24 protein-coding genes and 1 riboswitch are annotated in these 24942 nt (G+C 69.7%); of the genes, 21 read left to right on the plus strand and 3 right to left on the minus strand.

What is annotated here, in order from left to right:
* Window positions 1–179: 179 nt before the first annotated feature.
* From eutJ to APAU_RS13150, 9 genes are all read left to right on the plus strand, one after another.
* Window positions 180–1079 (plus strand): ethanolamine utilization protein EutJ, encoded by a 900-nt coding sequence (gene eutJ / locus APAU_RS00110; RefSeq protein WP_006299600.1) that lies wholly within the window; start codon window positions 180–182, stop codon window positions 1077–1079.
* The gene (locus APAU_RS00115; RefSeq protein ID WP_006299601.1) at window positions 1072–1734 is read left to right on the plus strand and encodes a hypothetical protein; all 663 of its coding nucleotides are present in this window, start codon (window positions 1072–1074) and stop codon (window positions 1732–1734) included. Before eutJ ends, APAU_RS00115 begins: the two co-directional genes overlap by 8 nt.
* Window positions 1725–2027, plus strand: a complete 303-nt coding sequence (locus tag APAU_RS00120) for a hypothetical protein (RefSeq protein WP_006299602.1) — start codon at window positions 1725–1727, stop codon at window positions 2025–2027. The genes APAU_RS00115 and APAU_RS00120 overlap by 10 nt, the downstream gene beginning before the upstream one ends.
* Window positions 2024–2326, plus strand: a complete 303-nt coding sequence (locus APAU_RS00125) for a EutN/CcmL family microcompartment protein (RefSeq protein WP_006299603.1) — start codon at window positions 2024–2026, stop codon at window positions 2324–2326. The genes APAU_RS00120 and APAU_RS00125 overlap by 4 nt, the downstream gene beginning before the upstream one ends.
* Window positions 2327–3283 (plus strand): cob(I)yrinic acid a,c-diamide adenosyltransferase, encoded by a 957-nt coding sequence (locus APAU_RS00130; RefSeq protein WP_006299604.1) that lies wholly within the window; start codon window positions 2327–2329, stop codon window positions 3281–3283.
* Window positions 3284–3292: 9 nt separating this feature from the next.
* Entirely contained in the window at window positions 3293–4684 is a 1392-nt protein-coding gene (locus APAU_RS00135; protein WP_006299605.1) for an aldehyde dehydrogenase, read from the plus strand.
* Window positions 4685–4694: 10 nt separating this feature from the next.
* Window positions 4695–6035: a 4Fe-4S dicluster domain-containing protein gene (locus tag APAU_RS14415; protein ID WP_006299606.1), complete on the plus strand. Its 1341-nt coding sequence runs from the start codon at window positions 4695–4697 to the stop codon at window positions 6033–6035.
* Window positions 6036–6042: 7 nt separating this feature from the next.
* Entirely contained in the window at window positions 6043–6591 is a 549-nt protein-coding gene (locus APAU_RS00145) for a BMC domain-containing protein (RefSeq protein WP_006299607.1), read from the plus strand.
* 338 nt (window positions 6592–6929) lie between these two features.
* A complete protein-coding gene (locus APAU_RS13150; RefSeq protein ID WP_156789377.1) occupies window positions 6930–7520 on the plus strand; it encodes a hypothetical protein in 591 nt (196 codons plus the stop codon).
* Here the strand turns inward: APAU_RS13150 and APAU_RS13155 are convergent, their stop codons facing one another.
* Window positions 7521–8789: a M48 family metalloprotease gene (locus tag APAU_RS13155; protein WP_006299608.1), complete on the minus strand. Its 1269-nt coding sequence runs from the start codon at window positions 8787–8789 to the stop codon at window positions 7521–7523.
* A 192-nt stretch (window positions 8790–8981) separates the two neighbouring features.
* Here APAU_RS13155 and APAU_RS14420 point away from each other — a divergent pair, with 192 nt between their 5' ends.
* The 12 genes from APAU_RS14420 to citF all read left to right on the plus strand — a co-directional run bounded on the left by APAU_RS14420 (window position 8982) and on the right by citF (window position 22491).
* Window positions 8982–11084: a serine hydrolase domain-containing protein gene (locus tag APAU_RS14420; protein WP_198004014.1), complete on the plus strand. Its 2103-nt coding sequence runs from the start codon at window positions 8982–8984 to the stop codon at window positions 11082–11084.
* Between the two features lie 32 nt (window positions 11085–11116).
* Window positions 11117–11767, plus strand: coding sequence for an HAD family hydrolase (locus tag APAU_RS00160; RefSeq protein WP_006299610.1), 651 nt, complete (start codon window positions 11117–11119; stop codon window positions 11765–11767).
* A 73-nt stretch (window positions 11768–11840) separates the two neighbouring features.
* Window positions 11841–12551, plus strand: coding sequence for a hypothetical protein (locus APAU_RS00165; protein ID WP_006299611.1), 711 nt, complete (start codon window positions 11841–11843; stop codon window positions 12549–12551).
* 31 nt (window positions 12552–12582) lie between these two features.
* Window positions 12583–13347 (plus strand): hypothetical protein, encoded by a 765-nt coding sequence (locus APAU_RS00170; RefSeq protein ID WP_006299612.1) that lies wholly within the window; start codon window positions 12583–12585, stop codon window positions 13345–13347.
* 12 nt (window positions 13348–13359) lie between these two features.
* A complete protein-coding gene (locus APAU_RS00175) occupies window positions 13360–13824 on the plus strand; it encodes a PH domain-containing protein (RefSeq protein ID WP_006299613.1) in 465 nt (154 codons plus the stop codon).
* A gap of 170 nt (window positions 13825–13994) precedes the next feature.
* Entirely contained in the window at window positions 13995–14735 is a 741-nt protein-coding gene (locus tag APAU_RS00180) for a hypothetical protein (RefSeq protein ID WP_006299614.1), read from the plus strand.
* On the plus strand, window positions 14713–15657 hold the full coding sequence (locus APAU_RS00185; protein ID WP_006299615.1) for a DUF1848 domain-containing protein: 945 nt from the start codon (window positions 14713–14715) through the stop codon (window positions 15655–15657). Before APAU_RS00180 ends, APAU_RS00185 begins: the two co-directional genes overlap by 23 nt.
* A gap of 234 nt (window positions 15658–15891) precedes the next feature.
* Window positions 15892–16056: riboswitch (cobalamin riboswitch) on the plus strand.
* A gap of 169 nt (window positions 16057–16225) precedes the next feature.
* A complete protein-coding gene (locus tag APAU_RS00190; protein ID WP_006299616.1) occupies window positions 16226–18163 on the plus strand; it encodes an aconitate hydratase in 1938 nt (645 codons plus the stop codon).
* 213 nt (window positions 18164–18376) lie between these two features.
* Window positions 18377–19633, plus strand: coding sequence for an isocitrate dehydrogenase (NADP(+)) (gene icd, locus APAU_RS00195; protein WP_006299617.1), 1257 nt, complete (start codon window positions 18377–18379; stop codon window positions 19631–19633).
* Window positions 19634–19778: 145 nt separating this feature from the next.
* A complete protein-coding gene (citD, locus tag APAU_RS00200; protein ID WP_006299618.1) occupies window positions 19779–20051 on the plus strand; it encodes a citrate lyase acyl carrier protein in 273 nt (90 codons plus the stop codon).
* Window positions 20048–20932: an HpcH/HpaI aldolase/citrate lyase family protein gene (locus APAU_RS00205; RefSeq protein WP_006299619.1), complete on the plus strand. Its 885-nt coding sequence runs from the start codon at window positions 20048–20050 to the stop codon at window positions 20930–20932. Before citD ends, APAU_RS00205 begins: the two co-directional genes overlap by 4 nt.
* Entirely contained in the window at window positions 20929–22491 is a 1563-nt protein-coding gene (gene citF, locus APAU_RS00210) for a citrate lyase subunit alpha (protein ID WP_006299620.1), read from the plus strand. The genes APAU_RS00205 and citF overlap by 4 nt, the downstream gene beginning before the upstream one ends.
* Before the next feature lie 66 nt (window positions 22492–22557).
* On the opposite strand, the gene APAU_RS13415 is transcribed toward citF, so the two are convergent.
* Window positions 22558–23241 carry a TetR/AcrR family transcriptional regulator gene (locus APAU_RS13415; protein WP_006299621.1) on the minus strand — a complete coding sequence of 228 codons (684 nt, stop codon included), beginning with the start codon at window positions 23239–23241 and terminating at the stop codon, window positions 22558–22560.
* A gap of 158 nt (window positions 23242–23399) precedes the next feature.
* Complete coding sequence (locus APAU_RS00220) at window positions 23400–24758, minus strand: oxidoreductase (RefSeq protein WP_006299622.1); 1359 nt, start codon at window positions 24756–24758, stop codon at window positions 23400–23402.
* Window positions 24759–24942 lie beyond the last annotated feature (184 nt).

Genomic DNA, 24942 nt, shown 5'->3' on the forward strand with positions numbered 1-24942 from the left:
CCGGAGGAGACATCCCCTTCGCCCCTGGTGGAGGGGGAAGGGGGCGACGCGGAGGCGGGGGAGGCCGAGAGGGCCTCTTCCGCCGGACCCGGGAGGACTCGGCCCCTTGGGGCGGGTCTTTCCGGGAGACCGGACGAGGCGGGGGCCCCTGCCCCCTCCGGGGAGGAGAGGGTGCGACGGTGCGTGTAGACCTGGACGTGCGGGAGACGGAGCTGCCCTCCCTGGGTCCCTGGGACCCGGAGCGGGTGACGGACCTCCTGGCCCCCCTGGAGGAGTCCCTGGAGGACGAGCGCCCCCGGGCGGACTGGAAGCGCCTGTTTCTGGGCTTCGACCTGGGGACCACCAACCTGGTGCTGGTGGCCCTGAACGAGGAGGGGCGCCCCGTGACGGCGGTGATGGAGTCCTCCCGCGCCGCCGTGCGGGACGGGGTGGTGGTGGACTACTGGCAGGCCATCCAGGGGATGAAGTCCTGCCTGGAGCGACTCCAGCGCCGCCTGGGCCGGGACCTCCCGGGGGTGGGGGCCGCCGCGTTCCCCCCCGGGGTGGGGGAGCGCACCGCCCAGGTGTGCGCCCACGTGGTGGAGGCCCTGGGCTTCGACTGCCGGGGGCTCTACGAGGAACCTACCGCCGCGGCGGAGGCCCTGGGGGTGCAGGAGGGGGCCATCGTGGACATCGGCGGCGGCACCACGGGGATCTCGGTGCTCCGGGAGGGGCGGGTGGTCTACTCCGCCGACGAGCCCACCGGGGGCACCCACATGACCCTGGTGCTGGCGGGGGGCCTGGGACTGGAGTTCGACGAGGCGGAGACCCGCAAGCGGCGCATCGCCCAGGAACCGAGGCTGGTGCCCCTGCTGGTGCCGGTGCTGGAGAAGATGGGCACCATCGTGCGGGACCACCTGGTGCGAAGCGGCCACCTGGGCCGGGTGCCCGTCCTGGTGTCCGGGGGCGGGGCGGTCCTCCCCGGGGCGGAGGGCGTCCTCTCCCGGGTGGTGGGCGAACCGGTCCATCTGGCCCCCCATCCCCTGCTGGTGACCCCCGCGGGCATCGCCGCCCGCCTGTGGAGGGAGCGCCGTGGCTAGGCCCGACCCGGAGGCCTTGATCGCCCGGGCGACGGAGCTGTTGCGCCTTCCCCGCATCGGCCTGCTCTGGTGCCGGGGGGCCGTGCCCTCCCCCTGGACCCTTCCGGGGACCCGGGGGATCCACTACCTGGAGGAGCCTCGCGCCGCGGGGCTGCACCCCCTCTACCTCCTGGAGGGCCTCTCCCTCCCGGAGCGGGAGGCCCGGACCCTGGCGCTTCTGGCGATCCTGGAGCCCCCGGTCTCCCTGGTGGCGGAGCTGGTCTCGGGGTTGGGGGCTTCCCCCGCCGCCCGGCTGGCGTCGGCCTGCCTGGACGAAGGGGTGCCGGTGCTCCTGGACCCTTCCCGCCTGGAGTCCTGGCTGGCCGGGGCCGGTGCGGGGGCTCGGGACCGATGGACGGAGGCCCGAGGGGTCCTGGAGGCCCGGGGGGTCCGGTGGCTGGGCTCCGGAGGGGCCGCACCGCTCCCGAAGGCTCCCGACCATCCGGGAGCCCTGCGCCTCGGTCCGGGCTGGCACGCCTGGGGCGAGCTGAGCGGGCGGACGGAGGGGTGCTCCGCCGTGGTCCTGGCACCGGGGGCGAGGCTGACCCCGGAGGCCCGGGAACGGCTTCGGGTTCGGGGCATCCCGGTTCGGGAGGAGGGGACGGGATGGCGTTGATCCATCGGCTGATCCAGGCGCCCTCGGAGACCACCCGGGCCATGCTGGCCCGGCGCATGGGCCTCCGGAAGGACGAGGCCGTCCCCGGCCCCTGGGGAGCGGTGCTGCTGGTACAGGGGCAGGTGGCGGACCTCTTCGCCGCCGTGGACGTGGGCGCCAAGGCGGCCCCCGTTTCGGTCCGGGAGGTGTGGGGCAACTGCCCCCAGCACCTCAACACCGTGGCCTTCTGGGGGACGGCGGCGGACGTGCGGCAGGTCCTGTCCGCCCTGAAGAACGAGGGGGTGCTGGCGTGAAGCTTGCCAAGGTGGTGGGTTCGGTGGTGGCCACCCGGAAGGACGAACGTCTGGTGGGCCACAAGCTCCTGGTGGTGCAGACCCTCATGCCCGGACGGGAGGGTACCTATCGCCCCGGGCGGGACGAGGTGGGGTTCGCCGTGGCGGTGGACCTGGTGGGGGCGGGGACGGGGGAGACGGTGCTCCTCTGCTCCGGCAGCTCCGCCCGGAGCGCCGCGGGGGACCTGTCCTCCCCGGTGGACCTGGCCATCGTGGGCATCGTGGACCGATCGGACGTGGACGACCGGGAGGTGCTCTAGGTGGGGCGCCTCTACACCCGAGGGGGGGACGGGGGCCTGACCCGGCTGGGGGACGGCACGGCGGTGCCCAAGGACCACCGAAGGGTGGAGACCAGCGGCCTGCTGGATCAGGCGGGAGCCGCCCTGGGCCTGGCCCGGTCCCTGGCGCCCGAGGCCCTGGAAGAACCCATCCGGCGGGCCCAGGAGGACCTGATGGCCCTCATGGCCCGGATCTCCCGGGCCCGCCCCGACGGCCCCATCCCCTCCCCGGAGGAGCTGGAGGCCCGCATCGAGGCGATCCGTTCCCTCTGTCCCTTCCCGGACCTGTTCGTCCTCCCCGGGGACAGCCCCTCGGGAGGGGCGCTCCACCTGGCCCGCACCCTGGTGCGGGGGGCGGAGCGGCAGGCCGTGGCCCTGGCACGGGAGGAGGGGGCGGACGAGGGGGTGCTGGCCGCCCTGAACCGCACCTCCGACCTGCTCTTCGCCCTGGCCCTGTGGGCGGACCGGGAGGAGCGGGTGGGGCGCATCGCCCGCCGGGTGATGCAGGAGCTTCGGGAGGATCCGCCCCGGTGCGGGGTGGGGCTGGAGGAGGCCAAGGATCTGATCGAGGTCATGGAGGGGAAGGCCCGGGAGGTGGGGGTCCCCATGGCCCTGGCGGTGACGGACGAGACGGGGGCCCTGGCGGCCTTCCTGCGCCAGGACGGGGTGTTGCCGGTGAGCGTGGACCTGGCCCGCCAGAAGGCCTTCACCTGCACCCGGATCCGGATGAGCACCGGGGAGCTGGCCCCCCTGGTGCAGCCCGGGGCGGCTCTCTATGGCATGCAGAACCAGCGGGATTTCGTGGTCTTCGGCGGGGGCATCCCCCTCTGGCGGGGGGAGGTCCTGGCGGGGGCCGTGGGGGTCAGCGGCGGGACGGTGGAACAGGACGTGACGGTGGCCGGTGCGGGGGCGGAAGCCTGGAAGAGACGAGGGAGGTAGGTGGTTCCCATGGCGATGGCAAAGGAGCAGCTCATCGAAAACGTGGTGGGTCGGGTCCTCTCCCTCCTGGGAGAGGAGGGGGTTTCTTCCTGCGGCTACGAGAAGGTGGACGAGGCGGTGGCCGCTGCGGGGGCGGCCCAGAAGGCCTGGCAGTGGGACTTCTCCCTGGAGGCCCGGATGCGGGTGGTGGACCGCCTGCGCCGGGACCTGCTGGAGGGGGACGTGATCCGGGAGGTGTCCGCCCTGACCCTGGAGGAGACGGGCATGGGGCGGCTGGACGACAAGCTGATCAAAAAGCGCCTGGCCGTGGAGAAGACCCCGGGGCCGGAGTTCTTCGCCACCAAGGCCACCAGCGGGGACCACGGCCTGGTGCTGGAGGAGCTGTCCCCCTTCGGGGTCATCGCCTCCATCACCCCCTCCACCAACCCGGTGGCCTCGGTGTTCAACAACACCCTCTGCATGATCTCCGGGGGCAACGGGGTGGTCTTCGCCCCCCACCCCGGGGCAGTGAAGTCCACCCTGAGGGCGCTGGAGTACGTGACCCGCTCCCTGGAGGCCAGCGGCGCCCCCTCGGGCCTGGTGACCACCCTCACCCAGCCCAGCATGGAGAACCTGGGGCTCCTCATGGAGCACCGGGGCATCCAGCTCATCTCTGCCACCGGAGGCCCCGGGGTGGTGAAGGCCGCCCTCTCCTCCGGCAAGCCCGCCGTGGGGGCGGGTCCCGGCAACCCCCCGGTGGTGGTGGACGAGACGGCGGACCTGCGGGCCGCCGCCCGGGACGTGATCCTGGGCTGCTCCTTCGACAACAACCTGCCCTGCATCGCCGAGAAGGAACTCTTCGCGGTAAACTGCATCGCCGACGAGCTGAAGAAGCACATGCTGGAGAGCGGGGCCTTCGAGCTGAAGGACCCGAAGGACGTGGGGAAGCTGATGGAGCTGACCCTGCGGGGAGGCGCCCCCAACAAGGCCTGCGTGGGCAAGTCCGCCCCTTGGCTGCTGGAGCAGATCGGCCTGAAGGTGGGGGGGGACGTGCGGGTGATCCTGGTGGAGACCCCGGAGGACCACCCCTTCGTGCAGGTGGAGATGCTCATGCCCCTGCTGCCCCTGGTGCGGGTGGCGGACTTCGACGAGGCCCTGGCGGCGTCCCTGCGGGCGGAGCACGGTTTCCGGCACAGCGCCGCCATCCACAGCACCCACGTGGTCCACATGAGCCGCATGGCCCGGGCCATGGAGACCACCATCTTCACCAAGAACGCCCCCTCCTATGCCTCCATCGGCGTGGGGGGCGACTGCCCCACCGCCTTCACCATCGCCACCACCACCGGCCAGGGACCCACCACCCCCCTGTCCTTCTGCCGCACCCGGCGCTGCCTGCTCCACGGGGCGTTCCGGATCGTCTAGGGGATCTCCCATGGAGCGGGGGGAACTGGCCCGAAGGGTCTTCGAGGCGGGGGTGGTGGGCGCGGGGGGCGCGGGCTTCCCCACCCACGTGAAGCTCGCCGCGGAGGGCATCGACACCTACCTGATCAACGGGGCGGAGTGCGAACCCCTCCTCACGGTGGACCAGCACCTCATGGAGGCGGAGGCCCCCCGGCTGGTGCGGGCCGCCGCCTCCGTGGCGGAGGCCTTGGGGGCGACCCGGGCGGTCTTTGGCCTCAAGAAGAAGTACCGACGGCAGATCGACGCCCTCCGGGCCGCCGGGGGGGAGGTGGCGGAGGTGGGGAACACCTACCCCGCGGGGGACGAGGTGATCCTCATCCAGGAGGTCCTGGGCCGCACGGTCCCCGAGGGGGGGCTGCCCCTCCTGGTGGGGGCGGTGGTGAACAACCCCGAGACCCTGCTGAACGTGGCGGAGGCCCTGGAGGGCCGACCGGTGACCCACACCTACGTCACCCTGGGGGGCGCGGTGGCGTCCCGGGGGGTCTGGCGGGTCCCCGTGGGGACCGACGGGGCGGAGCTTCTGGCCGCCGCAGGGGGTGTCACGGAGGACGACCCGGCGTACATCGAGGGAGGCCCCATGACGGGCAAATACCGCTTCGACCCCCACTTTCCCGTCACCAAGGCCACCAAGGGACTTCTGGTGGTGCCCCGCACCTCCGCCCTGGTGCGCTATGAGACCCTGGACGTGGAGCGCATGCTGAACCAGGCCCGGGTGGCCTGCTGTCAGTGCGTCCAGTGCACCCTGGCCTGCTCCCGCAACCTGGTGGGCTACGACCTGGAACCCCACCGGATCATGCGCCTGCTGGCCTACGGCCCCATGGGACTGCCGGAGGTGGCCAAGCAGGCCTTCCTCTGCTCGGAGTGCAACCTCTGCAGCGGCCTCCACGCCTGCCCCATGCAGCTCTCCCCTCGACGGGTGAACCAGGTCCTCAAGGCCCGGATGCGGGAGGCGGGGATCCGGCCCGACTTTCCGAGGCGGGAGATCGAACCCCGACGGGAGCAGCCCTACCGACAGGTGCCCAGCCACCGTCTGGTGCAGCGCCTGGGGCTGGAGCGCTACGAGGGACCCTCCCCCTTCCGGGGAGACCTGCGCCCCTCCGGGGACCTGACGGTCCTCCTGAAGCAGCACGCCGGGGTCCCGGCGGTTCCCTGCGTGGCTCCGGGCCAGGTCCTGGAGGCGGGGGCCCTGCTGGGCTCTCCCCCCGAGGGGGCCCTGGGGGCCCGGGTGCACGCCCCCCTGGGGGGCCAGGTGGTCCGGGTGACCCCCGAGGCCGTGATTCTACGACCCGCCGCGGCGGGACAGGAAGGGTGAGACCCTCATGGACAAGGCGCTGGCGGTGGTGGAGCTGATCAGCGTGGCCCGGGGCGTGGCGGCGGCGGACGAGATGCTCAAGGGAGGGGACGTGACCCTCCACGTGTCCTGCTCCGTCTGCCCGGGGAAGTACCTCATCGTGGCGGGAGGCCAGGTGGGGGCGGTGAAGAGCGCCCTCAAGACGGGCCTGGCGGCGGGGGCGGAGGCGGTGACGGACTCCCTCCTCCTGCCCAACGCCCACCCGGACCTCTTCCCCGCCCTGTCGGGGGCCACGGACCCGGGGGCCCTCGCCTCCCTGGGGGTGGTGGAGACCATGAGCGGCCCCGCCGCGGTGGAGGGGGCGGACGCCGCCGCCAAGGCCGCCCGGGTGCGACTGTTGGAGATCCGCCTGGGCCGGGGCCTGGGGGCCAAGGCCCTCTTCAGTTTCACCGGCGACGTCTCGGAGGTGCGCACCGCCGCCAAGGCGGCGGAAAACCTCATCGCCCCCAAGGGCCTCCTGGTGGACCTGACGGTGATCCCCCGCCCCCACAAGGACCTGCTGCCCTTCGTGGTCTGATCCTCCGACACCTTCCCTCCTCCTCTCCTCCCGCTCCCTTTCGGGGAGCCCGGCGCCCTCCCCTCCCCCGGGAGGGCGCCGGCCGTTGGGGGGAGTTTTCGCCCCTTCCGTCCGTGAAGGAACACGAACTTTCCCTCGGAAGGGAGACTCGATGGACTCCGACTTTCGAACCCTCCTACGTTTCCCAGACAACAAGAAAATGAAATTTACTAAATGAGCCTTTCCCTGAACGTTTCCTTTGGAATCCTCATGAAATTTCTCAATTTGCCCGTTCTCTCAACCTGGAAAGTTCGGTCCAGCAGCAGCCCCGACGGGAGGGGATAGTACCGTTATGCTGCATGATATACTCTTATCAAGAGAAGGTGCATTTTGATAATTACATGTCCAGAGAGCGAGGGTGGTTTTCAATGGAACGCGGTAGAATTTCAAGAAAGCAGGTTTTTAGGGTTGAGATAACGGAATTGACAAAGCAAGGAGAAGAAAACCGAGAATATAATTATGGTAGAGCAAACAAGGACAAGGCAGGGCGTGCTATTGGGTTATTGTTTATATTTATTGCTTTATATCTGGTAATGTATCTATTTACATATATATCTGTTGAATCTGAACATTTTACGCAAACTGCGCCAAAGCGGATAGGGTTAATATTCGAGCTCCTAGGGGGGTTACTTCCCCTGGGAGGGCTCCTTTCATTGGAACAAAGAAAGATTAATGCCAAAAGAGATGATTACTATATTATAATTGGGTTTATGTATATTTTTTGTGGGAAGATAGTCGAAAACGTATCTATGCCCATAGGGCCTATCATGGCTCTTGTGGTCGTAGTCTTTTCATTTTTTTTACACAAACTTGCCAATCCAAAATATTCATGCTCCTTTGCGGCAATTCTTGCGATACTATGGGGTATTGAATTTTGGAACAAGCTATAGTCACGCTTTAGCCCTCCTGCCCTCCCCCAGCGCCCGCAGCCGTTCCGGCAGGGTGGGGTGGCTGCGGGTGAGGGAGGCGGTGAGGGGGTCTTCGGGCAGCCAGGCCAGTTCGTGGGTGCCCAGCTTGGTGAGGGCCCGGGCCAGGGCGTCGGGGTCCGAAGCGTGGTCGAATGCGTACCGGTCCGCCTCGAACTCCTGTCTGCGGGACAGGGCCGCCGCCGCGGGCTCCAGCACCGTCTTGAAGGCCGTCAGGGAGAGCCCCAGGGCCAGGGCCAGCCGTCCGGGCATCTGCCCCGTCAGGCCGAAGGCCCCCCCCAGGGCGGGAAGGTCCAGCAGCAGCGCCGCCGGGGCCAGCAGGGCGGCGTACTGCACCGCCACCAGCCCCAGCCGCCGGTTCAGGTGTCCCGAGGCGGCGTGTCCCACCTCGTGGGCCAGCACCCCCTCCACCTCCTCCGGGGTCAGCGCCGAGATCAGGGTGTCGAACAGGAGGATCCGCTTGGTCCGCCCCAGCCCCGTCACCGCCGCGTTCAGGTGGCTGGACCGGCCGCTCTCGTCCGCCACGAAGAGCCCCGCCAGGCGCAGCCGCGCCCCCGAAAGCAGCCGTTCCGTGCGCTCCTTCAGGTCCGGGTCCTCCAGGGGACGCATCCGGTACAGCAGGGGCAGCACCACCAGGGGCATCAGGGCCGCCGCGGCCACGGAGACCCCGAAGAGCCCCCCGAAGGCCCAGAGGGGCCACAGGGGCAGGGGCAGCAGCGCCGCGGGAACCCCCAGCAGGACGGCCCCCAGCAGGCCGGACAGCCCCACCCCCAAGGTCTGCTCCCACAGGAAACGCCCCGGGGAGATGCGGGAGAAGCCGAAGCGCCGCTCCACCCGGAAGACCCGCAGCACCGTCCAGGGCAGGGCGAAGAGGGCCAGGACGATCCCCAGGGCCGCGCCCAGGGCGGCGGCCCCTGCGGGCCCCTCCCCGAACCGGGCCGCCGCGGTCTCCACCATCCGCCGGAAGAGCCCCCCCCGGAAGAGGGCCCACAGGGCGGCGGTCTCCGTGAGGGTCGCGAAGATCTGGTGCCACGCCGAGAGGGTTCGGTACAGGTACTCCCGGGTGCCGTCGTAGCCCTCCGGGGCGCCCGGAAGGTCCTTGAGGCGCCGGTCCAGGGCCAGTCGCTTCCAGCCCCGGAGGTTCCGGGTCAGGAGGATGACATCGAAGAAGCCCGAGAGGAGAATGAACCCCAGAAAGACGCTCTCGAAGGCCGAAGGGGACAGGGCTCTCACCGCCTTGGGTGGAAGGATGGGCCCGGGGGCCGGGTACGAGGATACCCCCGCCCCGGGCCTTCGTCCAAGCCCGGGCTTGGGGGTTTGCGAAAGGGTCGGCCTTTCGGAGCGAGGGGCTTCTGGCAGATCTGGCCGAACCGGTGAGGGGGGATGTCCATGTCCGGGAACGGGAACCGCCGAAGAGCCGTGGGGTTGTGGACGATCGTTCTGGTCCTGGGTCTCCTGGCCCTGGGGGGGTGCGGGGGAGGCGGCGGGGGATCCCTGGCGGAGGAGGAGGGAACCCGCTACGCCCGGCAGATCCTCCAGGATCGCCGAGGGGGGTCCCTTTCCGTGGCCCTGGTGGAGGACGGCAGGATCCTCTGGGCCCGGGGGTTCGGGCTGCGGGACCGGAGCGCCGGGCTGGCGCCGTCCCCGGATACCCTGTACGGCATCGGATCCACCAGCAAGCTCCTGGCGGCGGTGGCGGTGATGCGCCTGGCGGACCAGGGCCTGGTGGAGCTGGACCGTCCCTTGGGGGACTACCTTCGGGACTTCCGCATGGAGTCCCCGGAGGCGTCGCAGGTGACGGTGCGCATGCTGCTGAACCATTCCTCCGGCTTCCCCGGGGGGGATTACCGAGGCTCGGGCACCACCGCCCGCAACGAGGGGTACCTGGAGGACATGTACGAGAACCTGAGGACGAGCCACCTGAAGCACCGCCCCGGGGCCCTGTGCATCTACTGCAACGACGGGTTCACCCTGGTGGAGAAGCTGGTGGTCGCGGTCTCCGGGCGTCCCTACGAGGCCTTCCTGCGGGAGGAGATCCTTCTCCCCCTGGGGATGACCCACACCCGGGCGCCCCTGGAGGCCTTCCCCTTGGGGTCTTTCGCCCCGGGCTATCCGGACAGCGGCGACCGTCCCCTTCCCCAGGAGTTCATCAACACCCTGGCGGGGGGAGGGATGTACTCCACCCCCACGGATCTCTGCCGCCTCCTGGCCCTTCTGGCGGGCGGGGGAACCCTGGAGGGGACCCGGATCCTTTCGGAAGCGTCCGTTCGGGCCATGGGGGAGGACCAGACCGGGGGGACCCTCCGGGTGGTGGACACCCGATCCTCCCGCTACGGCCTGGGATTGGACACGGTGCGCCAGCCCGGCCTGGAGCTGGCGGGCTTCCGGGCCTGGATGAAGGGGGGAGATTCGTCGGTCTACGGGTCCGCGGTGGTGGTGATCCCGGATCTGAAATTGGGGGCGGCGGTGACCGGGGCCACCCGCATCGGCTCGGAGCAGGCGGTGGCCCTAGCGGAACGGGTGCTCCTGGCGGCGCTGGTAGAACGGGGCCTCCTGGACCGGATGCCCCCGCTCCTCCCCGAGACCCCCCGTCCTCCCGCCCCGGCCCCGGACCTTTCCCCCTTCCTCCCGGGGATCTACGCCGCCTCGGGACAGCTGTTTCGCCTGGAGCAGGGCGCGGCGGGCCTGGCGATCTCCCGGTGTTCCGAGGGAGGCGGCTGGGAGCCCGCCTTCTCGGGGCTGGTCCATCGGGAGGACGGGCGCTTCTCCTCCGACGGCGACCCCCTTCGGGAGTTCTCCTTCGCCGAGGAGGGCGGGTTTCGGTACCTGGTCCAGCGGTCCCCGGGGTACGGGCGGATCTACCAGGACGACCAGGTCCTGGCCCAGAAGCTGGAACCGGGAGCGCCCCTGGAAGCCCCCTGGGCGGCCCGCCTGGGGAGGGTGTGGCTGGCGGTCAACCTCCCCAGCCGGACCTACGGCCTGGACACCTCCTGGGATCCCCGGATGCGTCTCCTGTCCCTGCCCGATCTGCCCGGGAGCCTCTTCGCGGGGCCCCAGGGACAGGGCTGGTACCTGGTGCGGCCCCGGTCGGACCGGCTGGCCCTGCCGGGCATCACCATCCCCACCGACGGGGGGCGGGACCAGAACGACCTGAAGGTGCTGGAGGTGGAGGGGGAGGAGTGGCTGCGCTTCGGCAGCTTCCGGTACCGCCCCGCGGAGACGGTCCCGGTGGTGTCCGCCGACGCCCTGCCCCGACAGGTGGCCCTGGGGACGGAGGGACAGTGGCTTCGCCTGGACCCCGGGGCGAAGGGGGGTATCCTGAGGGTGGCTTCCCGGGGGACCGGGACCCGGTGGATGCTCTTCGACGGGGCCTTCCGAGGGGTGACGGACAGCCAGGTCCTGGGGGCGGACTCCCGGGCCTCGGCGCCCCCGGGGGGCTACCTGGTCCTCCTGGGGGACCCGGGAGCCCGGTTCGAGGTGACCCTGGAGGTTCCCGGGGGGAGCGGAAAAGGGACACGGCGTCCCTGAGGGGGCTTGGAACGACGAGGGGAGGCTGCGCCATGCCGCTGGCAGCGGTGCTGTGGGATCTGGACGGGGTGCTGGCGGACACGGGGGAGCTGCACTATCGGGCCTGGCAGGAGGCCTGCGACGAGGAGAAGATCCCCTTCGACCGGGATCTCTTCGCCCGGACCTTCGGGCGGAACAACGCGGGGGCCCTGGAGGTGGTGCTGGGGCACGTCCCGGAGGAGGGGTTCCTTCGCCGGTTCGTGGAGCGCAAGGAGGGGCTCTTCCGGGCCCGGGCGGCGGGGACGGTGCGCCCCATCCCGGGGGTGGAGGGGTGGCTTCGGGCCTTCCGGGACCGGGGGCTGAAGCAGGCCGTGGCCTCCTCGGGACCTCCGGAGAACCTGGAGGCGGTGCTGGGATCCCTGGGCTTCCTGTCCTACTTCGACGCGGTGGTCTCCGGGGCGGAGCTGCCGGGAAAGCCCCAGCCTCACGTGTTCCTCCGGGCGGCGGAGCTGCTGGGGGTTCCCCCCGCCTCCTGCCTGGTGGTGGAGGACGCGGTGGTGGGGGTCCGGGCGGCCCGGGCGGCGGGCATGAAGGTGGTGGCGGTGGCCACCACCCACCCCGCGGAGGCCCTGGGGGAGGCGGACCGGGTGCTCCCGGGGTTCGGGGAGGCGCCGGGGCCGGAGTGGTTCCCGGGGGCTCCCTGAGAAGATGCCGGAACGGCGCCGGGGTACAATGGGACCGAGACGAAGCGACGAACCTATGGAGAGGGGAATGCCCATGAACGGATGGAAAGGTCGGATCCTTGCGGCGCTGTGCGTCCTGAGCTGCCTGGCCCTGCCCGCCTTCGGGGGGACCGGGTCGGCGGAGGGGCTGGGCCAGGCGGCGCAGCTGTCCACGGCCCTTCGGGCCGTGGTGCCCCCCGGGCAGTCGGATCGGCAGCTCTGGGGGATCCTGACGGGAGAGGGGAACCTGCAGGTGCGGGTGGGGGCGGGGCTGGTGCTGGCGGATCGCCTCTACCCCCAGGGAGACCTGGCCCGCTGGTCGGAGGTGCAGGGCTGGTGGCTGCCCGAGCAGATCCCCCTTTCTCTGGCGGCGGCGGACGCGGCGCTGGTCACGGCGGTGCTGGCGGCGCAGCTCCCCGATCCTTCGGGATCGTGGCTGGCTTTTCGCCTGCTGGACAGCTTCTTTGCCTCCCCCGACGCCTGGGTCTTCCTGGGGCGCTGTCCCCCCGTCGCGATCTCGGACCTGGAGGACTCCCTGTCCTCCCGGGGAATCCGGTCCGGTCGGGGGTGGCCTCCCTTCGGGGCCGCCATGGGGACCCTTCCCCTGGCCCGGCCCCTCTTCGGGGAGCTTTCCCTTGATCAGGCCATGGCCCAAGATCTGTCCTTCCTGGACGGCATGGGACGCCCCACCGGGGGGGCGGGATTCTACGCCTGGGACCGCCTCACGGGCCGGGTCTACCAGATTCGCGAGAAGCTGCGGGACTAGGGTCTTGAGGTTCTTCGAGAGGATGGGGATCATGGGGAAGAGGGGACGAGGGCTTGCCGCCCTGTGCGGGGTGCTTGCGCTGCTGGCGTTCCTGCCCGCTCTGCCTGCCCGAGGGGACGAGGTCTCCCGGCTCTACGACGGGATGGTCCGAAGGGAACAGGGGGTCGCCCAGGGGCAACGGCTCCGGCAGGAGCTTCGGGGGTACGTCCCCTTCGGGGTGAACGACCAGTGCCTGTGGGAGGCCCTGGTGGGGGACGGACGCCTTCGGGACCGGGCGGCGGCGGGGCTGTACCTCATCGAGTGCCGCTGTCCCGACGGAGACCTGGCCCGGTGGGACGAGGTGGAGGGCTGGTGGCTCCCCGGGCAGATTCCCGTGCCCCTGGCGGTGGCGGACGCGGCGCTCCTGACGGCGGTGCTGGCGGCGCAGCTTCCCGACCCGGGGGGGCCGTGGCTGGCCCTGTCTCTCCTGGAAGGGTTGTGCCGGTCCGACCGGGGGCGGTACTTCTTCGGTCGGGTCCTCCCCGGTCCGGTGGCGGAGCTGCGGGCCGCCCTCTCCGCCCGGGGGGTGGAGCCCCTCTTCGGCTGGCCCCAGGTCCTGGAGGTGACGGGAACCCTGCCCCTGGCCTCCCCCCTCTACGGGACCATCCGGGTGGGTCGGGCCCTGAACGAGGGCATGACCTTCCTGGACGGCATGGGGCGTCCCGTGGGCGGGGCGGGGGCCTACGCCTGGGACCGGCCTACCGGCCGGATCTACCGGGTGGTGGGGAACGAACCCCTGTTCCCCCTGCTTCCCTGAGGGAGGGGCCCCATGCTCCTCTACCGGAGGGTCCAGTGGGGGCGCTTCCTGCTCTGGATCTTCGGGGCCGCCTGGCTCCTGCAGCTGGGGGTCCTGCTCGCGGCGGCCCGGGGGACGGGGGAGCCTTCGGGATTTTGGTCCTCCCTGGGGGTGACGGGGCTGATCCTGGGGGCGGCCTTTGGGGCCTTCGGGCGGATGGAGGTTCGGGTGGAGGACCGGGTCCTGCGGGTCTCCCAGGCCTTCGGGCTTCTCCGCCGAAGGGTGCCCCTGGAGACGATCCGGGACATCCGGCCGGGGCGGATTCCCTGGTATCTGCTGGGGATCAAGTTCCATCGGGGGGGCTGGTGGTGGAGCGTGGCCCCCGGGGAGGCGCTGGAGCTGACCCTGGAAGGCGGGAAGCTCCTGGTGGTGGGTACGGAGGATCCCCGAAACCTGGCCGCGGCCCTGGGGGTTTCCGTCCTTTCCGGGAGGGCTTGAGGGATCCCGGAGATTCCGGTAGGGTGGGAAAGGCGCATCGCTTCGGGGAGCCTCCGCTTCGCGGAGGCCCCTTTTTTTCTCTGGTCCTCCCGGAACGTAGGGACTATGATGGAATGCGACAACAAGACATCAGGGTCTAAGGATGACCCATCAACAAGGAGGTGTCGAAGATGCAAAAAGGCAACCATCCGGCCCTTCTGGCCCTGGCCCTCGGGGTCCTCTGCTTCCTGGGGGGCGAAGCCTGGGCGGGACCTTTCCAGGCAGGATCCAAGCGGGAGCTGGGTCTGGAGGCCGCCGCGGCCCTGCGCATCGAGCTGCTGGCGGAAAAGCCCCACACGGGCACCGAGGAGGCCCTGTGGCGGGTCCTCACCACGTCCAAGGACCTTCGGGTCCGCGTGGGGGCGGGCTTGGCCCTGGTGGACCGCATCTTCCCCGGCGGAGATCCCGCCCTCTGGGGGGAGGTCCACGGCTGGTGGCTTCCCCGGAGGGTCCCCCGCTCCCTGGGGGCGGCGGACGCGGCGATCCTCACCGCCTCCCTGGCCACGGCCCTGCCGGATCCGGCGGCTCCCTGGCTGGCCTACCGCATCCTGGAGCCCTTCTTCCGGTCCTCCGATGCCCGCTACCGCTTCGGTCGCCTGGCCCCCCAGGGGCTGGAAGAACTGCTTCGGAGCCTCTCCGCCCGGGGAGTGGAGCCCCCGGAGGGGTGGCCCGAGCCCTTCGAGGTGGTGGGAGTCCTTCCCCTGGCCTGCCCCCTGGAGGGGACGGTTCCCCGGGAGCGGGCCCTGATGGAGAGCATGGTCTTCCTGGACACCAAGGGACGGATTGCCGACGACGCCCGCACCTACGCCTGGGATCGGGCGGAAGGGCGGCTTCACGAGGTCGTGGAGGATGAACGGTTCCCGGTCCCCTGAGGTCTCCCCGGGGATCGTCAGCGCCAGCCGCCGCACCGACCTGCCCGCCTTCTACGCCCCCTGGCTTTTTCGGCGTCTGGAGGCGGGCTTCGCCTTCACCGTCAACCCCTTCAACCCCCATCAGGTCTCCCGAATCGACCTTTCCCCGGAGGCGGTGACCTGTCTGGTTCTGTGGACCCGCAACCCCGGTCCGCTGCTTGCCCGCCTGCCCTGGCTGGAGGCCCGAGGCTACCGGTTCCTGATCCAGGCCACCCACCTGGGCTACCCCCGGGAGCTGGAGCCCCGCCTTCTCCCTCCCCATCGGGCCCTGGGACTGCTCCGCACACTGGGGGATCGCCTCGGTTCGGATCGGACCCTCTGGCGCTACGACCCGGTTTTCCTCTCCCACGCCACCGACCCCTCCTGGCACCGCCGCCGCTTCTCCGCCCTCTGCGCCGCCCTGGCGGGCCGGGTGGGCGGGGTGACCCTGAGCTTTCTGGACCGGTACCCCCGGGCGGAGCGCCGGCTTCGGGCCCTTCGGGGGACGAGCCTGGAACCCTGGGACCCGGAGCGGGCGAAGGAGGCCCGGGGGCCCCTGGCCCGAGACCTGGGGGAGATCGCCGCGGGCTTCGGCCTGGAGGCGCGAAGCTGCGCCGAGGCGGGGCTGGAGCCCTGGGGGATCCCTTCCGGGGCCTGCATCGACGGGGAGCGCATCGCCCGGCTCTGGGGCGTCCCGGTGTCCCGGGGCCGGGACCGGAACCAGCGCCACGGCTGCCGCTGCGCTCCCAGCCGGGACCTGGGAGCCTACGACACCTGCCCCGGGGGGTGCGCCTACTGCTACGCCCTCTCCTCCCCCGAGAGGGCCCTGGGGCGGTTTGCCCGGGGGGAGGCGGGGAAGGAAGGGGAGGAAAGATTCGCGCAGGGGAAGGGATGGGAGGGCTAAAAAGAAACCCGTTGATCTGGTGTGTTACTTTTAGCGAAGCAACTATTTGAATGATACGAAAAAGGGAATACAGCATTGACAATACTTTCGAGAAAGGAGAAGATGCAGCCGATGGCTTGTGACTTTATTAGCATTCAGGTCGACCCATCTATCGGAATTGTAGGAAAAAGACAGTACGCGCTTGACAAAGCACCGGGGCCTTACGAGAATGGCACGCAAGGCGCTCAGCCGCCTGCAATCCAACTCGTTCGGGTGCTCGGGAAGACCGGTGAAACTCCGGAGCGGACCCGCCACTGTGACCCTGACGAACCTGCCGCGACATCCACTGGACCTCGATCCGGGAAGGAGCAGGGGAGGAAGAAGGGAAGCCAGGAGACCGGCCCGGTGCGAGGGAGAGTCAAGAGTCTGCGGTGGTCGGATTCTCGTCTGGCAAGGCACATCCCGTGCATGGGTCGCTTTGTGCACGAGACGTCCCGCTTGGTTTCCAGAGGGGATCTTCCGCATCGGGGGAAGGTCCCCTTTTTGTACCCGAAAACCGGCCGGCTCGGCCGTAGAAGGAGTGAGGAGCATGGGGCAGACGGTGACAGAGAAGATCCTCTCGGCCCATCTGGTGGAAGGGAAGCTGGTCAAGGGCGAGCGGATCGGCCTGAAGATCGACCAGACCCTGACCCAGGACGCCACGGGGACCATGGCCTACCTGGAGTTCGAAGCCATCGGGGTGGACCGGGTGCGCACGGAGCTGTCGGTGAGCTACGTGGACCACAACATGATCCAGGGGGACTTCCGCAACCCCGACGACCACCGGTACCTGCAGGACGTGGCGGCGAAGTACGGCATCCTCTACTCCCCCCCGGGCAACGGCATCTGCCACCAGCTCCACGTGGAGCGCTTCGCCCGCCCCGGCAAGACCCTGCTGGGCAGCGATTCCCACACCCCCACCTCCAGCGGCGTGGGCATGCTGGCCATCGGAGCCGGCGGCCTGGACGTGGCTCTGGCCATGGCAGGAGAGCCTTTCCCCGTGGCGGTGCCCCGGGTGGTGAAGGTGCACCTCACCGGGACCCTCCAGCCCTTCGTGTCCGCCAAGGACGTGATCCTGGAGGTGCTGCGGCGCATCGGCGTCAAGGGCGGGGTGGGCAAGGTGCTGGAGTACGCCGGTCCCGGCGTCGCCACCCTCTCCGTGCCCGACCGGGCCACCATCACCAACATGGGCGCCGAGACGGGCGCCACCTCCTCCGTCTTCCCCAGCGACGAGGTCACCCGGCAGTGGTTCGTGGCCCAGGGCCGGGAGGACCAGTGGGTCCCCCTGGCGGCGGACCCCGACGCGGTCTACGACGAGGTCATCGACATCGACCTGTCCTCCCTGGAGCCCCTGGTGGCCCAGCCCTCCCAGCCCGACCGGGTGGTGAAGGTGCGGGAGATCGCGGGGCTGAAGGTGGACCAGGTGATGTTCGGCTCCTGCACCAACTCCTCCCTGCGGGATATCGAAGCGGTGGCCAACATCCTGGACGGCCGGATCGTGCACCCCAACGTGGACGCGGGGATCTCCCCGGGGAGCCGTCAGGTGGTGGCGGAGTCCTCCGCCTCCGGCGCCTTCTCCAAGCTGGTGGCCGCGGGGGTCCGCATCCTGGAGGTGAGCTGCGGGGCCTGTATCGGCATGGGCTTCGCCCCTCCCACCGAGGGCATCTCCCTGCGCACCATCAACCGCAACTTCCTGGGGCGCTGCGGCCACAAGACCGGCAAGGTCTACCTGGTGAGCCCCGAGGTGGCGGCGGCCTCCGCCCTGGCGGGGGAGCTGATCGACCCCCGGGACCTGGCGCAGAAGCTGGGGATCCAGTCCTTCCGGTTCCAGCAGCCCGCGGCACTGAAGGTGGACGACCGGCGGATCCAGCATCCCGCGGCGGATCCCTCCAAGGTGACCATCCGCCGAGGCCCCAACATCGCCCCCCTGCCCGTCATGAAGCCCCTGGGGGCCTCCCTGGACGGCCCGGTGCTCCTGAAGGTGGGGGACGACATCACCACGGACCACATCATGCCTGCAGGGGCGAAGATCCTTCCCCTGCGCTCCAACGTCCCCGCCATCTCCAAGCACGTCTTCGAGGTGGTGGACGAGACCTTCCCCGATCGGGCCCTGGCCTCCGGCGGCGGCTTCGTGGTGGGGGGCAGCAACTACGGGCAGGGCTCCAGCCGGGAGCACGCCGCCCTGGCTCCCCGGTACCTGGGGGTGCAGGCGGTGCTGGTGAAGAGCTTCGCCCGGATCCACCTGGCGAACCTGGTGAACTTCGGCATCCTGCCCCTGGTGTTCCAGAAACCCGAGGACTACGACCGCATCGACCGGGACGACAAGCTCTCCCTGAACGTGTCGAAAATCACCGCCGGCGGGCCCTTCGTGGTGCGCAACCTCACCAAGGGGGCGGAGATCTCCTGCGACACCCCCGTGACCCGGGAGGACCTGGAGGTTATCGCCGCGGGGGGCCGTCTGAACTGGGTGAAGGGCCGCAAAAAATAGCGTTTCCGTTTGGCCTTCGGGGAACACCTGCGGGACACCGGGTTGACCTTGCCCTGGGTTGAAACACCGGCTCCGTAGTTTTGCGACACGCCTCCGCCTCCACCGTTCCCCGGAGGTTCTCCTTTTGGATAGAGCACCGGCGTCACGAGCACCTGCGCACGAGGGCCACAGGCTAGGCACCACCGACCAGAGACCCGAAGGAGGAACACGCACATGTCGCGTTTTGAAGGGCTTCAGCTGAAGGACATCGCCGCGCCGGAGCGGGGCGAGCGGATCGAGTACAGGAACGGCAAGCAGATCGTCCCCGACGAGCCCGTCATCCCCTACGTGGAGGGTGACGGCATCGGGCTGGACATCACCCCCGCCATGAAGACCGTGCTGGACGCGGCGGTGGCCAGGGCCTACGGCGGCAAGAAGCGCCTGGCCTGGTGGGAGATCTTCGCGGGGGAGAAGGCCATGAACAAGTTCGGCACCGCCATCCCCGACGATTCCTTCAACGCTCTGCGGTACTTCCGCATCGGCATCAAGGGCCCCCTGACCACCCCCGTGGGCGGCGGTTTCCGCAGCCTCAACGTGGCCTTCCGGCAGGTGCTGGACCTGTACGCCTGCGTGCGCCCCGTGCGGTGGTTCGAGGGCGTTCCCGCCCCCCTGAAGCGTCCCCAGGACGTGGACATGATCATCTTCCGGGAGAACACGGAGGATCTCTACGCGGGCATCGAGTGGGAGCAGGGCACCCCGGAGTGCGCCAAGGTCATCGAGTTCCTTAGGGGCATGGGCGCCAAGGTCCGGGACGACTCGGGCATCGGCATCAAGCCCATCTCCGTCACCGGCAGCAAGCGGCTGGTGCGCATGGCCATCCAGTACGCCGTGGACCACAAGAAGAAGTCCGTCACCCTGGTGCACAAGGGCAACATCATGAAGTTCACCGAAGGGGCCTTCCTCAAGTGGGGCTACGAGGTGGCCAAGGAGGAGTTCGGCTCGGTGTGCATCACCGAAAAGGAACTCTTCGACATCTACAACGGCGTGCAGCCCGAGGGCAAGATCGTGGTGAAGGACCGCATCGCCGACGCCATGTTCCAGCAGATCCTCCTGCGGCCCGCGGAGTACGACGTGCTGGCCACGGCGAACCTCAACGGAGACTACATCTCCGACGCCCTGGCGGCCTCCGTGGGCGGCCTGGGCCTGGCGCCGGGAGCCAACATGAACGACGAGGTGGCCTTCTTCGAGGCCACCCACGGCACCGCCCCCAAGTACGCCGGGCAGGACAAGGTGAACCCGGGCTCCCTGATCCTCTCGGGGGTGCTCATGCTGGAGCACCTGGGGTGGCAGGAGGCGGCGGACCTGGTGGTCAAGGGCATGGAGGGAGCCATCCGGGACGGCATCGTCACCTACGACCTGGCGCGGCAGCGGGAAGGGGCCACGGAGGTCTCCTGCTCCAAGTTCGCCCAGGCCATCTGCGAGCGGATGTAGCATAGCGGGGGGCGAGGAGCGTCCTCGCCCCCTTCTTCGTGGAGGGAGGCTCCTCCGAAGACGGACCTTCGGGGAACCCTCATGGGGTTCCCCGCGTCCCTTATGGAGAGCCTGATTCGCGAACCGACGGAGGGAGGAATGTCCCATGGCTTTGGAGACGGCGCAGGCGGGGACCCTGGAGTCCTCGGACTGCCTGGTGACGGTGGGTCCCGCGGAGGGACGCATCCTGGACGTGCGGGGGGGCAACGCCAAGCTCTTCGCGGAGCGCACCCGGCGGGTGGTGGACGAGGTCCTGAAGAGGTACGGCCTGCGGGACGTGCGGGTGCAGATCCAGGACCAGGGGGCCCTGGAGGCCACCCTGACCGCCCGGGTCGAGACGGCCCTGGATCGGGCCTTGGGGAAGGAGGGGGGACGATGAAGCGCGCCCTTCGCTCCATGCTCTACATCCCCGGGAACAACCCCGGGATGATCCAGCACGCCCCCATCTTCGGGGCGGACAGCGTGCTCCTGGACCTGGAGGACGCGGTGGCCCTGTCGGAAAAGGACGCGGCCCGCCGCTTGGTGACCCGCCTCATGGGGGTCCTGGACTTCGGGGACGTGGTGGTGACGGTGCGCCTCAACGGGGCGGACACCTCCTTCTTCGAGGAGGACCTGAAGGCGGTGGTGCCCTGCCGTCCCGACGCGGTGCGCCTGCCCAAGTGCTCCTCCCCGGAGGACGTGGTGGCGGCGGACGTCCGGATGACGGAGATCGAGCGGTCCTGCGGCTTCGAGTCCCGCACGGTGAAGCTTCACGCCATGCTGGAGACCGCCTCGGGCATCGCCCTGGCCCGGGAGATCGCCTCCTGCTGCCCCCGGGTCACGGCGCTCACCCTGGGGGGACAGGACCTCACCGCCGACCTGGGGGTGGCCAAGACCCGGGAGGGATGGGAACTCTTCGTGCCCCGAAGCCAGGTGGCCCTGGCGGCGCGGAGCTGCGGCATCGACGCCTTCGACACGGTCTGGGCGGACGTGAACGACCACGAGGGCCTGCTGGAGGAGACGAAGAAGGTCGTCGGCCTGGGCTTCACCGGCAAGGCGGCCATCCACCCCGGCCAGATCCCCTGGATCCACAAGGCCTTCGTACCGGAGGAGAAGGAGATCGCCAAGGCCCTGCGTATCGTGGAGGCCGCGGAGGCGGCGGAGAAGGAAGGCCGCGGCGTGGTGGCCGTGGACGGGAAGATGGTGGACGCCCCGGTGGTGAAGCGGGCACGGCACACCCTCGACATGGCCCGGCTGGCGGAAGGGGGAGTGTCCCGATGAAGCTGGTACCCAACGCGCTCGGACGGATGGTGCCCGAAGAGGTGCCGGAACTGGGACGCTTCGAACCCTACGGGGGCCTGTGGGCCCGCCTGGAGCGGGGCTACGAGGCCCCCCGGCTGGTCCCCCCCCTCAAAGGAACGTCCCGGCGGAAGGACAAGCTGGCGGAGAACCTGGAGGCGGCGGTGCGGCGCTCCGGCCTGGAGAGCGGCATGACCGTCTCCTTCCACCACCACCTGCGCAACGGGGACGCCCTGCTGCCCCAGGTCCTGGGGGTGTGCGAGAACCTGGGCATCCGGAACCTCACCCTGGCCCCCAGCTCCCTCACCGACGCCCACGAGGCGGTGGCGGACTTCGTGCGCCGGGGGGTGGTGCGGGTTATCCACACCTCCGGGGTCCGGGGCGAGGTGGGCAAGGCCATCAGCCGCGGAGAGCTGGAGGTGCCCGTGGTGATCCACAGCCACGGGGGCCGGGCCCGGGCCATCGAGGAGGGGAGCATCTCCATCGACGTGGCCTTCCTGGCCGCCCCGGCCTGCGACCCCCAGGGGAACCTCACCGGGGCCCTGGGCCCCACGGGGTGCGGCTCCCTGGGGTACGCCCAGACCGACGCCCGGTACGCCCGCCACGTGGTGGCGGTGACGGACAACCTGGTGCCCCAGCCCCTGGCCCACGTCTCCATCCCCCAGTACCTGGTGGACCAGGTGGTGGTGACGGAAAGCCTCGGGGATCCCAAGAAGATCGCCACCGGGGCCGCCCGGATCACCCGCAACCCCGTGGACCTGCGCATCGCCGAGGATGCCTTCCGGGTCATCCGGGCGTCGGGGCTTTTGGAAAACGGCGTCTCCTTCCAGGTGGGCGCCGGCGGGGCCAGCCTAGCGGTGGCCCAGTACGTGCGGGAGTACATGAAGGACAAGGGCATCGTGGGCAGCTTCGGCTGCGGCGGCATCACGGGCTACATGGTGCAGATGCTGGAGGAGGGGCTCTTCAAGGCCCTCTACGACGTGCAGAGCTTCGACGCGGCGGTGCGGGACTCGGTGGCCAAGAACCGCAACCACATCGAGATCGACCAGTCCTGGTACGCCAACCCCCTGAACCGGGGCTGCGTGGTCCACGACCTGGACGTGGTGGTCCTGGCGGCCCTGGACGTGGACGTGGACTTCCACGTCAACGTCCTCACGGGGCACGACGGGGTGCTTCGGGGCGCCTCGGGGGGACACTGCGACACCGCCGCCGGGGCCAAGCTCTCCGTGGTGGTGCTTCCCTCCTTCCGGGGGGGCGTGCCCTCCGTCAAGGACCGGGTGCAGACCGTGGTCACCCCCGGGGAGAGCGTGGACGTGGTGGTCACGGAGCGGGGGGTCTGCGTGAACCCCCGACGGCCGGAGCTTGCCGAGGCGGCCCGCGGGGCGGGGCTCAAGGTGGTGGACATCCACGACCTGAAGGCCCAGGTGGAACGCCTCACCGGCGTCCCCGAGCCTGTGGCGGCGGACACCTCCCGGGTGGTGGCGCTGGTGGAGTACCGGGACGGCACGTTGCTGGACAGCGTGTTCCGGGTGGACTGCTGAGTCTATCGGGACGAGAACAGGAGATTCAAAGGGCCCCGGGGCGTTATCGCCCCGGGGCCCTTCCCTTCATTCCCTCGGCGGCTCCTCGAAGAGGTCCCGCACCTCCAGCAGTTCCGGGTGTTCCCGGAGGATCCCCTCCACCAGCGCGTCGCTGCGTCGGCAGTAGGTCTCGAAATCCGCGAACCCCGGGTCCAGGTGTCCCATGTAGGTGCGGAACACCAGGTCCGGGATGTGCCCCACCGCCCGGGTCTTGGGGTAGAGCACCAGGGTGCGCTCCATGCTCACGCACAGGTAGGTCCCGAAGAGTTCCAGATACTCATCGCTGTGCCCCAGCCCGTATTTTTCGTTGATCCGCCGGAGGCTGCGGAGGCTCTCGTCGGGGTTGCTCCCCCGATCCTCCGGGATGGTGCGGAAGTACAGGTCGTTGCGCATGGCGTCCTTGTAGAAAAGCTCGAAGGGGGGGGAGGACATGACCCGGTAGTTCAGGCGCACCAGGGAGGCGGAGTAGAGGAGGGGATCCTCGTCCACGTCCACCGCCCGCTCCAGGTGCTCCTTGAAGATCCCCAGGAAACGGTTCAGGATCTCCAGGGCCACGGTCTCCTTGGTGGCGAAGTAGTAGGTCACCAGCCCCAGGCTCACCCCTGCCGCCTCGGCGATCTGCCTCATGCTGGTGCCGCCGAACCCCCGGGCCAGAAAAAGACGCCAGGCCTGGTTGAGGATCCGGTTCTTTCGGTTTTCCGGGTCTTTCATCTCCTGCACCTCCGTGGCCAGCGGTTCTCCGGGGCCGAAAAAAACCGCCCCGAAGGGGGCGGGAAAGGGCGGTCCCTCGGGACCCGGACCGATTGTACTCCCCTCTTCGAAGGGGGGGCAACGAAGGGGGCTCCCCTTCGGGGAGCCCCCGGACCCGCTCAGGCTTCTTCGTAGCTGATCTCCATGTGCACCTTCCCGCTTCGTTTCCGCATCACCGCATAACCCGCCGCGGTGACCAGCACCACCCCGTTGCCCACCATCTCGTAGGGCTTGAGGACGCTGAACAGCAGCAGGGTCTGCCCCAGGGTGGCCACGCCTCCCAGGACGCTCCAGAACTTCAGGGTTCCGGTGGACACGTGGAACCGGGACTGGGCCCACAGCTCCGGCACCCGGGTGGTGAGGCGCACCGCGGAGAAGCACACCAGGGCGAAGAGCACGTTGTTCAGGATCACCGCCATGTTCCCGATGGTGGAGATGTTGAACTCGAAGAAGATGGGCGCCAGGCTTTCCAGGTACAGCAGCGTGAGGATGACGTAGGGGATCTTGTGCTTCACCGTGAGGACCCCCAGGCCCGAGGGGAGCCATCCGTCCACGCAGGCCTGGAGGATGGGCTTGGTGACCCAGCCCAAGGCGGCCACCTTGGTGTGCCGCACCCCCTTCTTGATAGCCGCCGCCAGGTAGGCGTTGCAGCCGTGGGGGAGGAACATGGAGGGCACCATGGTGGTGTTGGTGGAGGGCACGTGGAAGGTGCCGTCGGACACGTTCAGCAGGTCCAGCTTCCCGTCCAGCATCCCCGCGAAGGCCACCATGTCGTCCAGATCGAAGCCCCCGGGGGTCAGCTCGGAGCCGCTGATGCGGAACTCCACCGGGAAGTCGGCGCCGCATTTTTTCTTGATGTTCTCCAGCACCAGGAGGGCGAAGCGGCCCCGGTTCTCCAGGCTGCCCCCGAACCGGTCCGTGCGCTGGTTGTTCAGGGGGGACAGAAACTGGTGCAGCAGCCAGCCGTGGCCCGCGTGGACCATGCACAGGTCCACGCCCCCCAGCTTGGCCATCTCCGCCGCATCCCCGAAGGCCTCCACGATCTCCTCGATGTGCTCCTCGTCCAGCTCCGTCACCGGGACCCCCAGGGGGCCCATGCCGGCGGAGGGGCCGTAGATGGGCCCGTCGTAGTAGCGGGGGTTGGCCCGACGCCCCGGGTGGATCAGCTCGATGGACGCCAGGGCCCCGTGGTGCTTGATGGCGTCGGTGGTGTTGATGAGGGAGGGCAGCACCTCGTCGTCGTCCAGGGGCACCATGCGCCCGTGGGCCTTGCCGGTCTTGGTGTGCACGTTGCTTTCCCCGATGGTGACGATGGCGGCGCCCCCCCCGGCTTTCACCTCGTAGGCCGCCACGTTCTCCCGGGTGAGGTAGCCCTCCGGGGTGAGGTCCCCCATGCTCCCCGGGGCGGACTCGATGCGGTTCCGGGCGGTGAGGCCTCCGATGCGGACGGGACTGAACAGGTGCGGGTACGGATTCATGCGGATTCCCCCTTGGGTATGTCGATTCGGGCCCCGGAGCGGAAGGCCCGCCGCCGGGGATGGAGACCACGACCCACCTTCCCGGAGCGTGGACGCCCCGGGGCGGAGGCATGGGAGAACCGTCGCGACGTTCCCGTACATGTACGGCAGTGTCAAGATCCCCTTCCTCTTTGCGGCAGGGACG

This window comes from Aminomonas paucivorans DSM 12260 (assembly GCF_000165795.1).
Taxonomy (GTDB): domain Bacteria; phylum Synergistota; class Synergistia; order Synergistales; family Synergistaceae; genus Aminomonas; species Aminomonas paucivorans.

Excerpts from the sequence above, each read along its gene's own strand:
- APAU_RS00120 (WP_006299602.1), top strand. The coding sequence starts at position 1,725 with ATGGCGTTGATCCATCGGCTGATCCAGGCGCCCTCGGAGACCACCCGG.
- APAU_RS00135 (WP_006299605.1), top strand. The coding sequence starts at position 3,293 with ATGGCGATGGCAAAGGAGCAGCTCATCGAAAACGTGGTGGGTCGGGTC.
- APAU_RS14415 (WP_006299606.1), top strand. The coding sequence starts at position 4,695 with ATGGAGCGGGGGGAACTGGCCCGAAGGGTCTTCGAGGCGGGGGTGGTG.
- APAU_RS00145 (WP_006299607.1), top strand. The coding sequence starts at position 6,043 with ATGGACAAGGCGCTGGCGGTGGTGGAGCTGATCAGCGTGGCCCGGGGC.
- APAU_RS13150 (WP_156789377.1), top strand. The coding sequence starts at position 6,930 with ATGATATACTCTTATCAAGAGAAGGTGCATTTTGATAATTACATGTCC.
- APAU_RS00160 (WP_006299610.1), top strand. The coding sequence starts at position 11,117 with ATGCCGCTGGCAGCGGTGCTGTGGGATCTGGACGGGGTGCTGGCGGAC.
- APAU_RS00165 (WP_006299611.1), top strand. The coding sequence starts at position 11,841 with ATGAACGGATGGAAAGGTCGGATCCTTGCGGCGCTGTGCGTCCTGAGC.
- APAU_RS00170 (WP_006299612.1), top strand. The coding sequence starts at position 12,583 with ATGGGGAAGAGGGGACGAGGGCTTGCCGCCCTGTGCGGGGTGCTTGCG.
- APAU_RS00175 (WP_006299613.1), top strand. The coding sequence starts at position 13,360 with ATGCTCCTCTACCGGAGGGTCCAGTGGGGGCGCTTCCTGCTCTGGATC.
- APAU_RS00180 (WP_006299614.1), top strand. The coding sequence starts at position 13,995 with ATGCAAAAAGGCAACCATCCGGCCCTTCTGGCCCTGGCCCTCGGGGTC.
- APAU_RS00185 (WP_006299615.1), top strand. The coding sequence starts at position 14,713 with ATGAACGGTTCCCGGTCCCCTGAGGTCTCCCCGGGGATCGTCAGCGCC.
- APAU_RS00190 (WP_006299616.1), top strand. The coding sequence starts at position 16,226 with ATGGGGCAGACGGTGACAGAGAAGATCCTCTCGGCCCATCTGGTGGAA.
- icd (WP_006299617.1), top strand. The coding sequence starts at position 18,377 with ATGTCGCGTTTTGAAGGGCTTCAGCTGAAGGACATCGCCGCGCCGGAG.
- citD (WP_006299618.1), top strand. The coding sequence starts at position 19,779 with ATGGCTTTGGAGACGGCGCAGGCGGGGACCCTGGAGTCCTCGGACTGC.
- APAU_RS00205 (WP_006299619.1), top strand. The coding sequence starts at position 20,048 with ATGAAGCGCGCCCTTCGCTCCATGCTCTACATCCCCGGGAACAACCCC.
- citF (WP_006299620.1), top strand. The coding sequence starts at position 20,929 with ATGAAGCTGGTACCCAACGCGCTCGGACGGATGGTGCCCGAAGAGGTG.
- APAU_RS13415 (WP_006299621.1), bottom strand. The coding sequence starts at position 23,241 with ATGAAAGACCCGGAAAACCGAAAGAACCGGATCCTCAACCAGGCCTGG.
- APAU_RS00220 (WP_006299622.1), bottom strand. The coding sequence starts at position 24,758 with ATGAATCCGTACCCGCACCTGTTCAGTCCCGTCCGCATCGGAGGCCTC.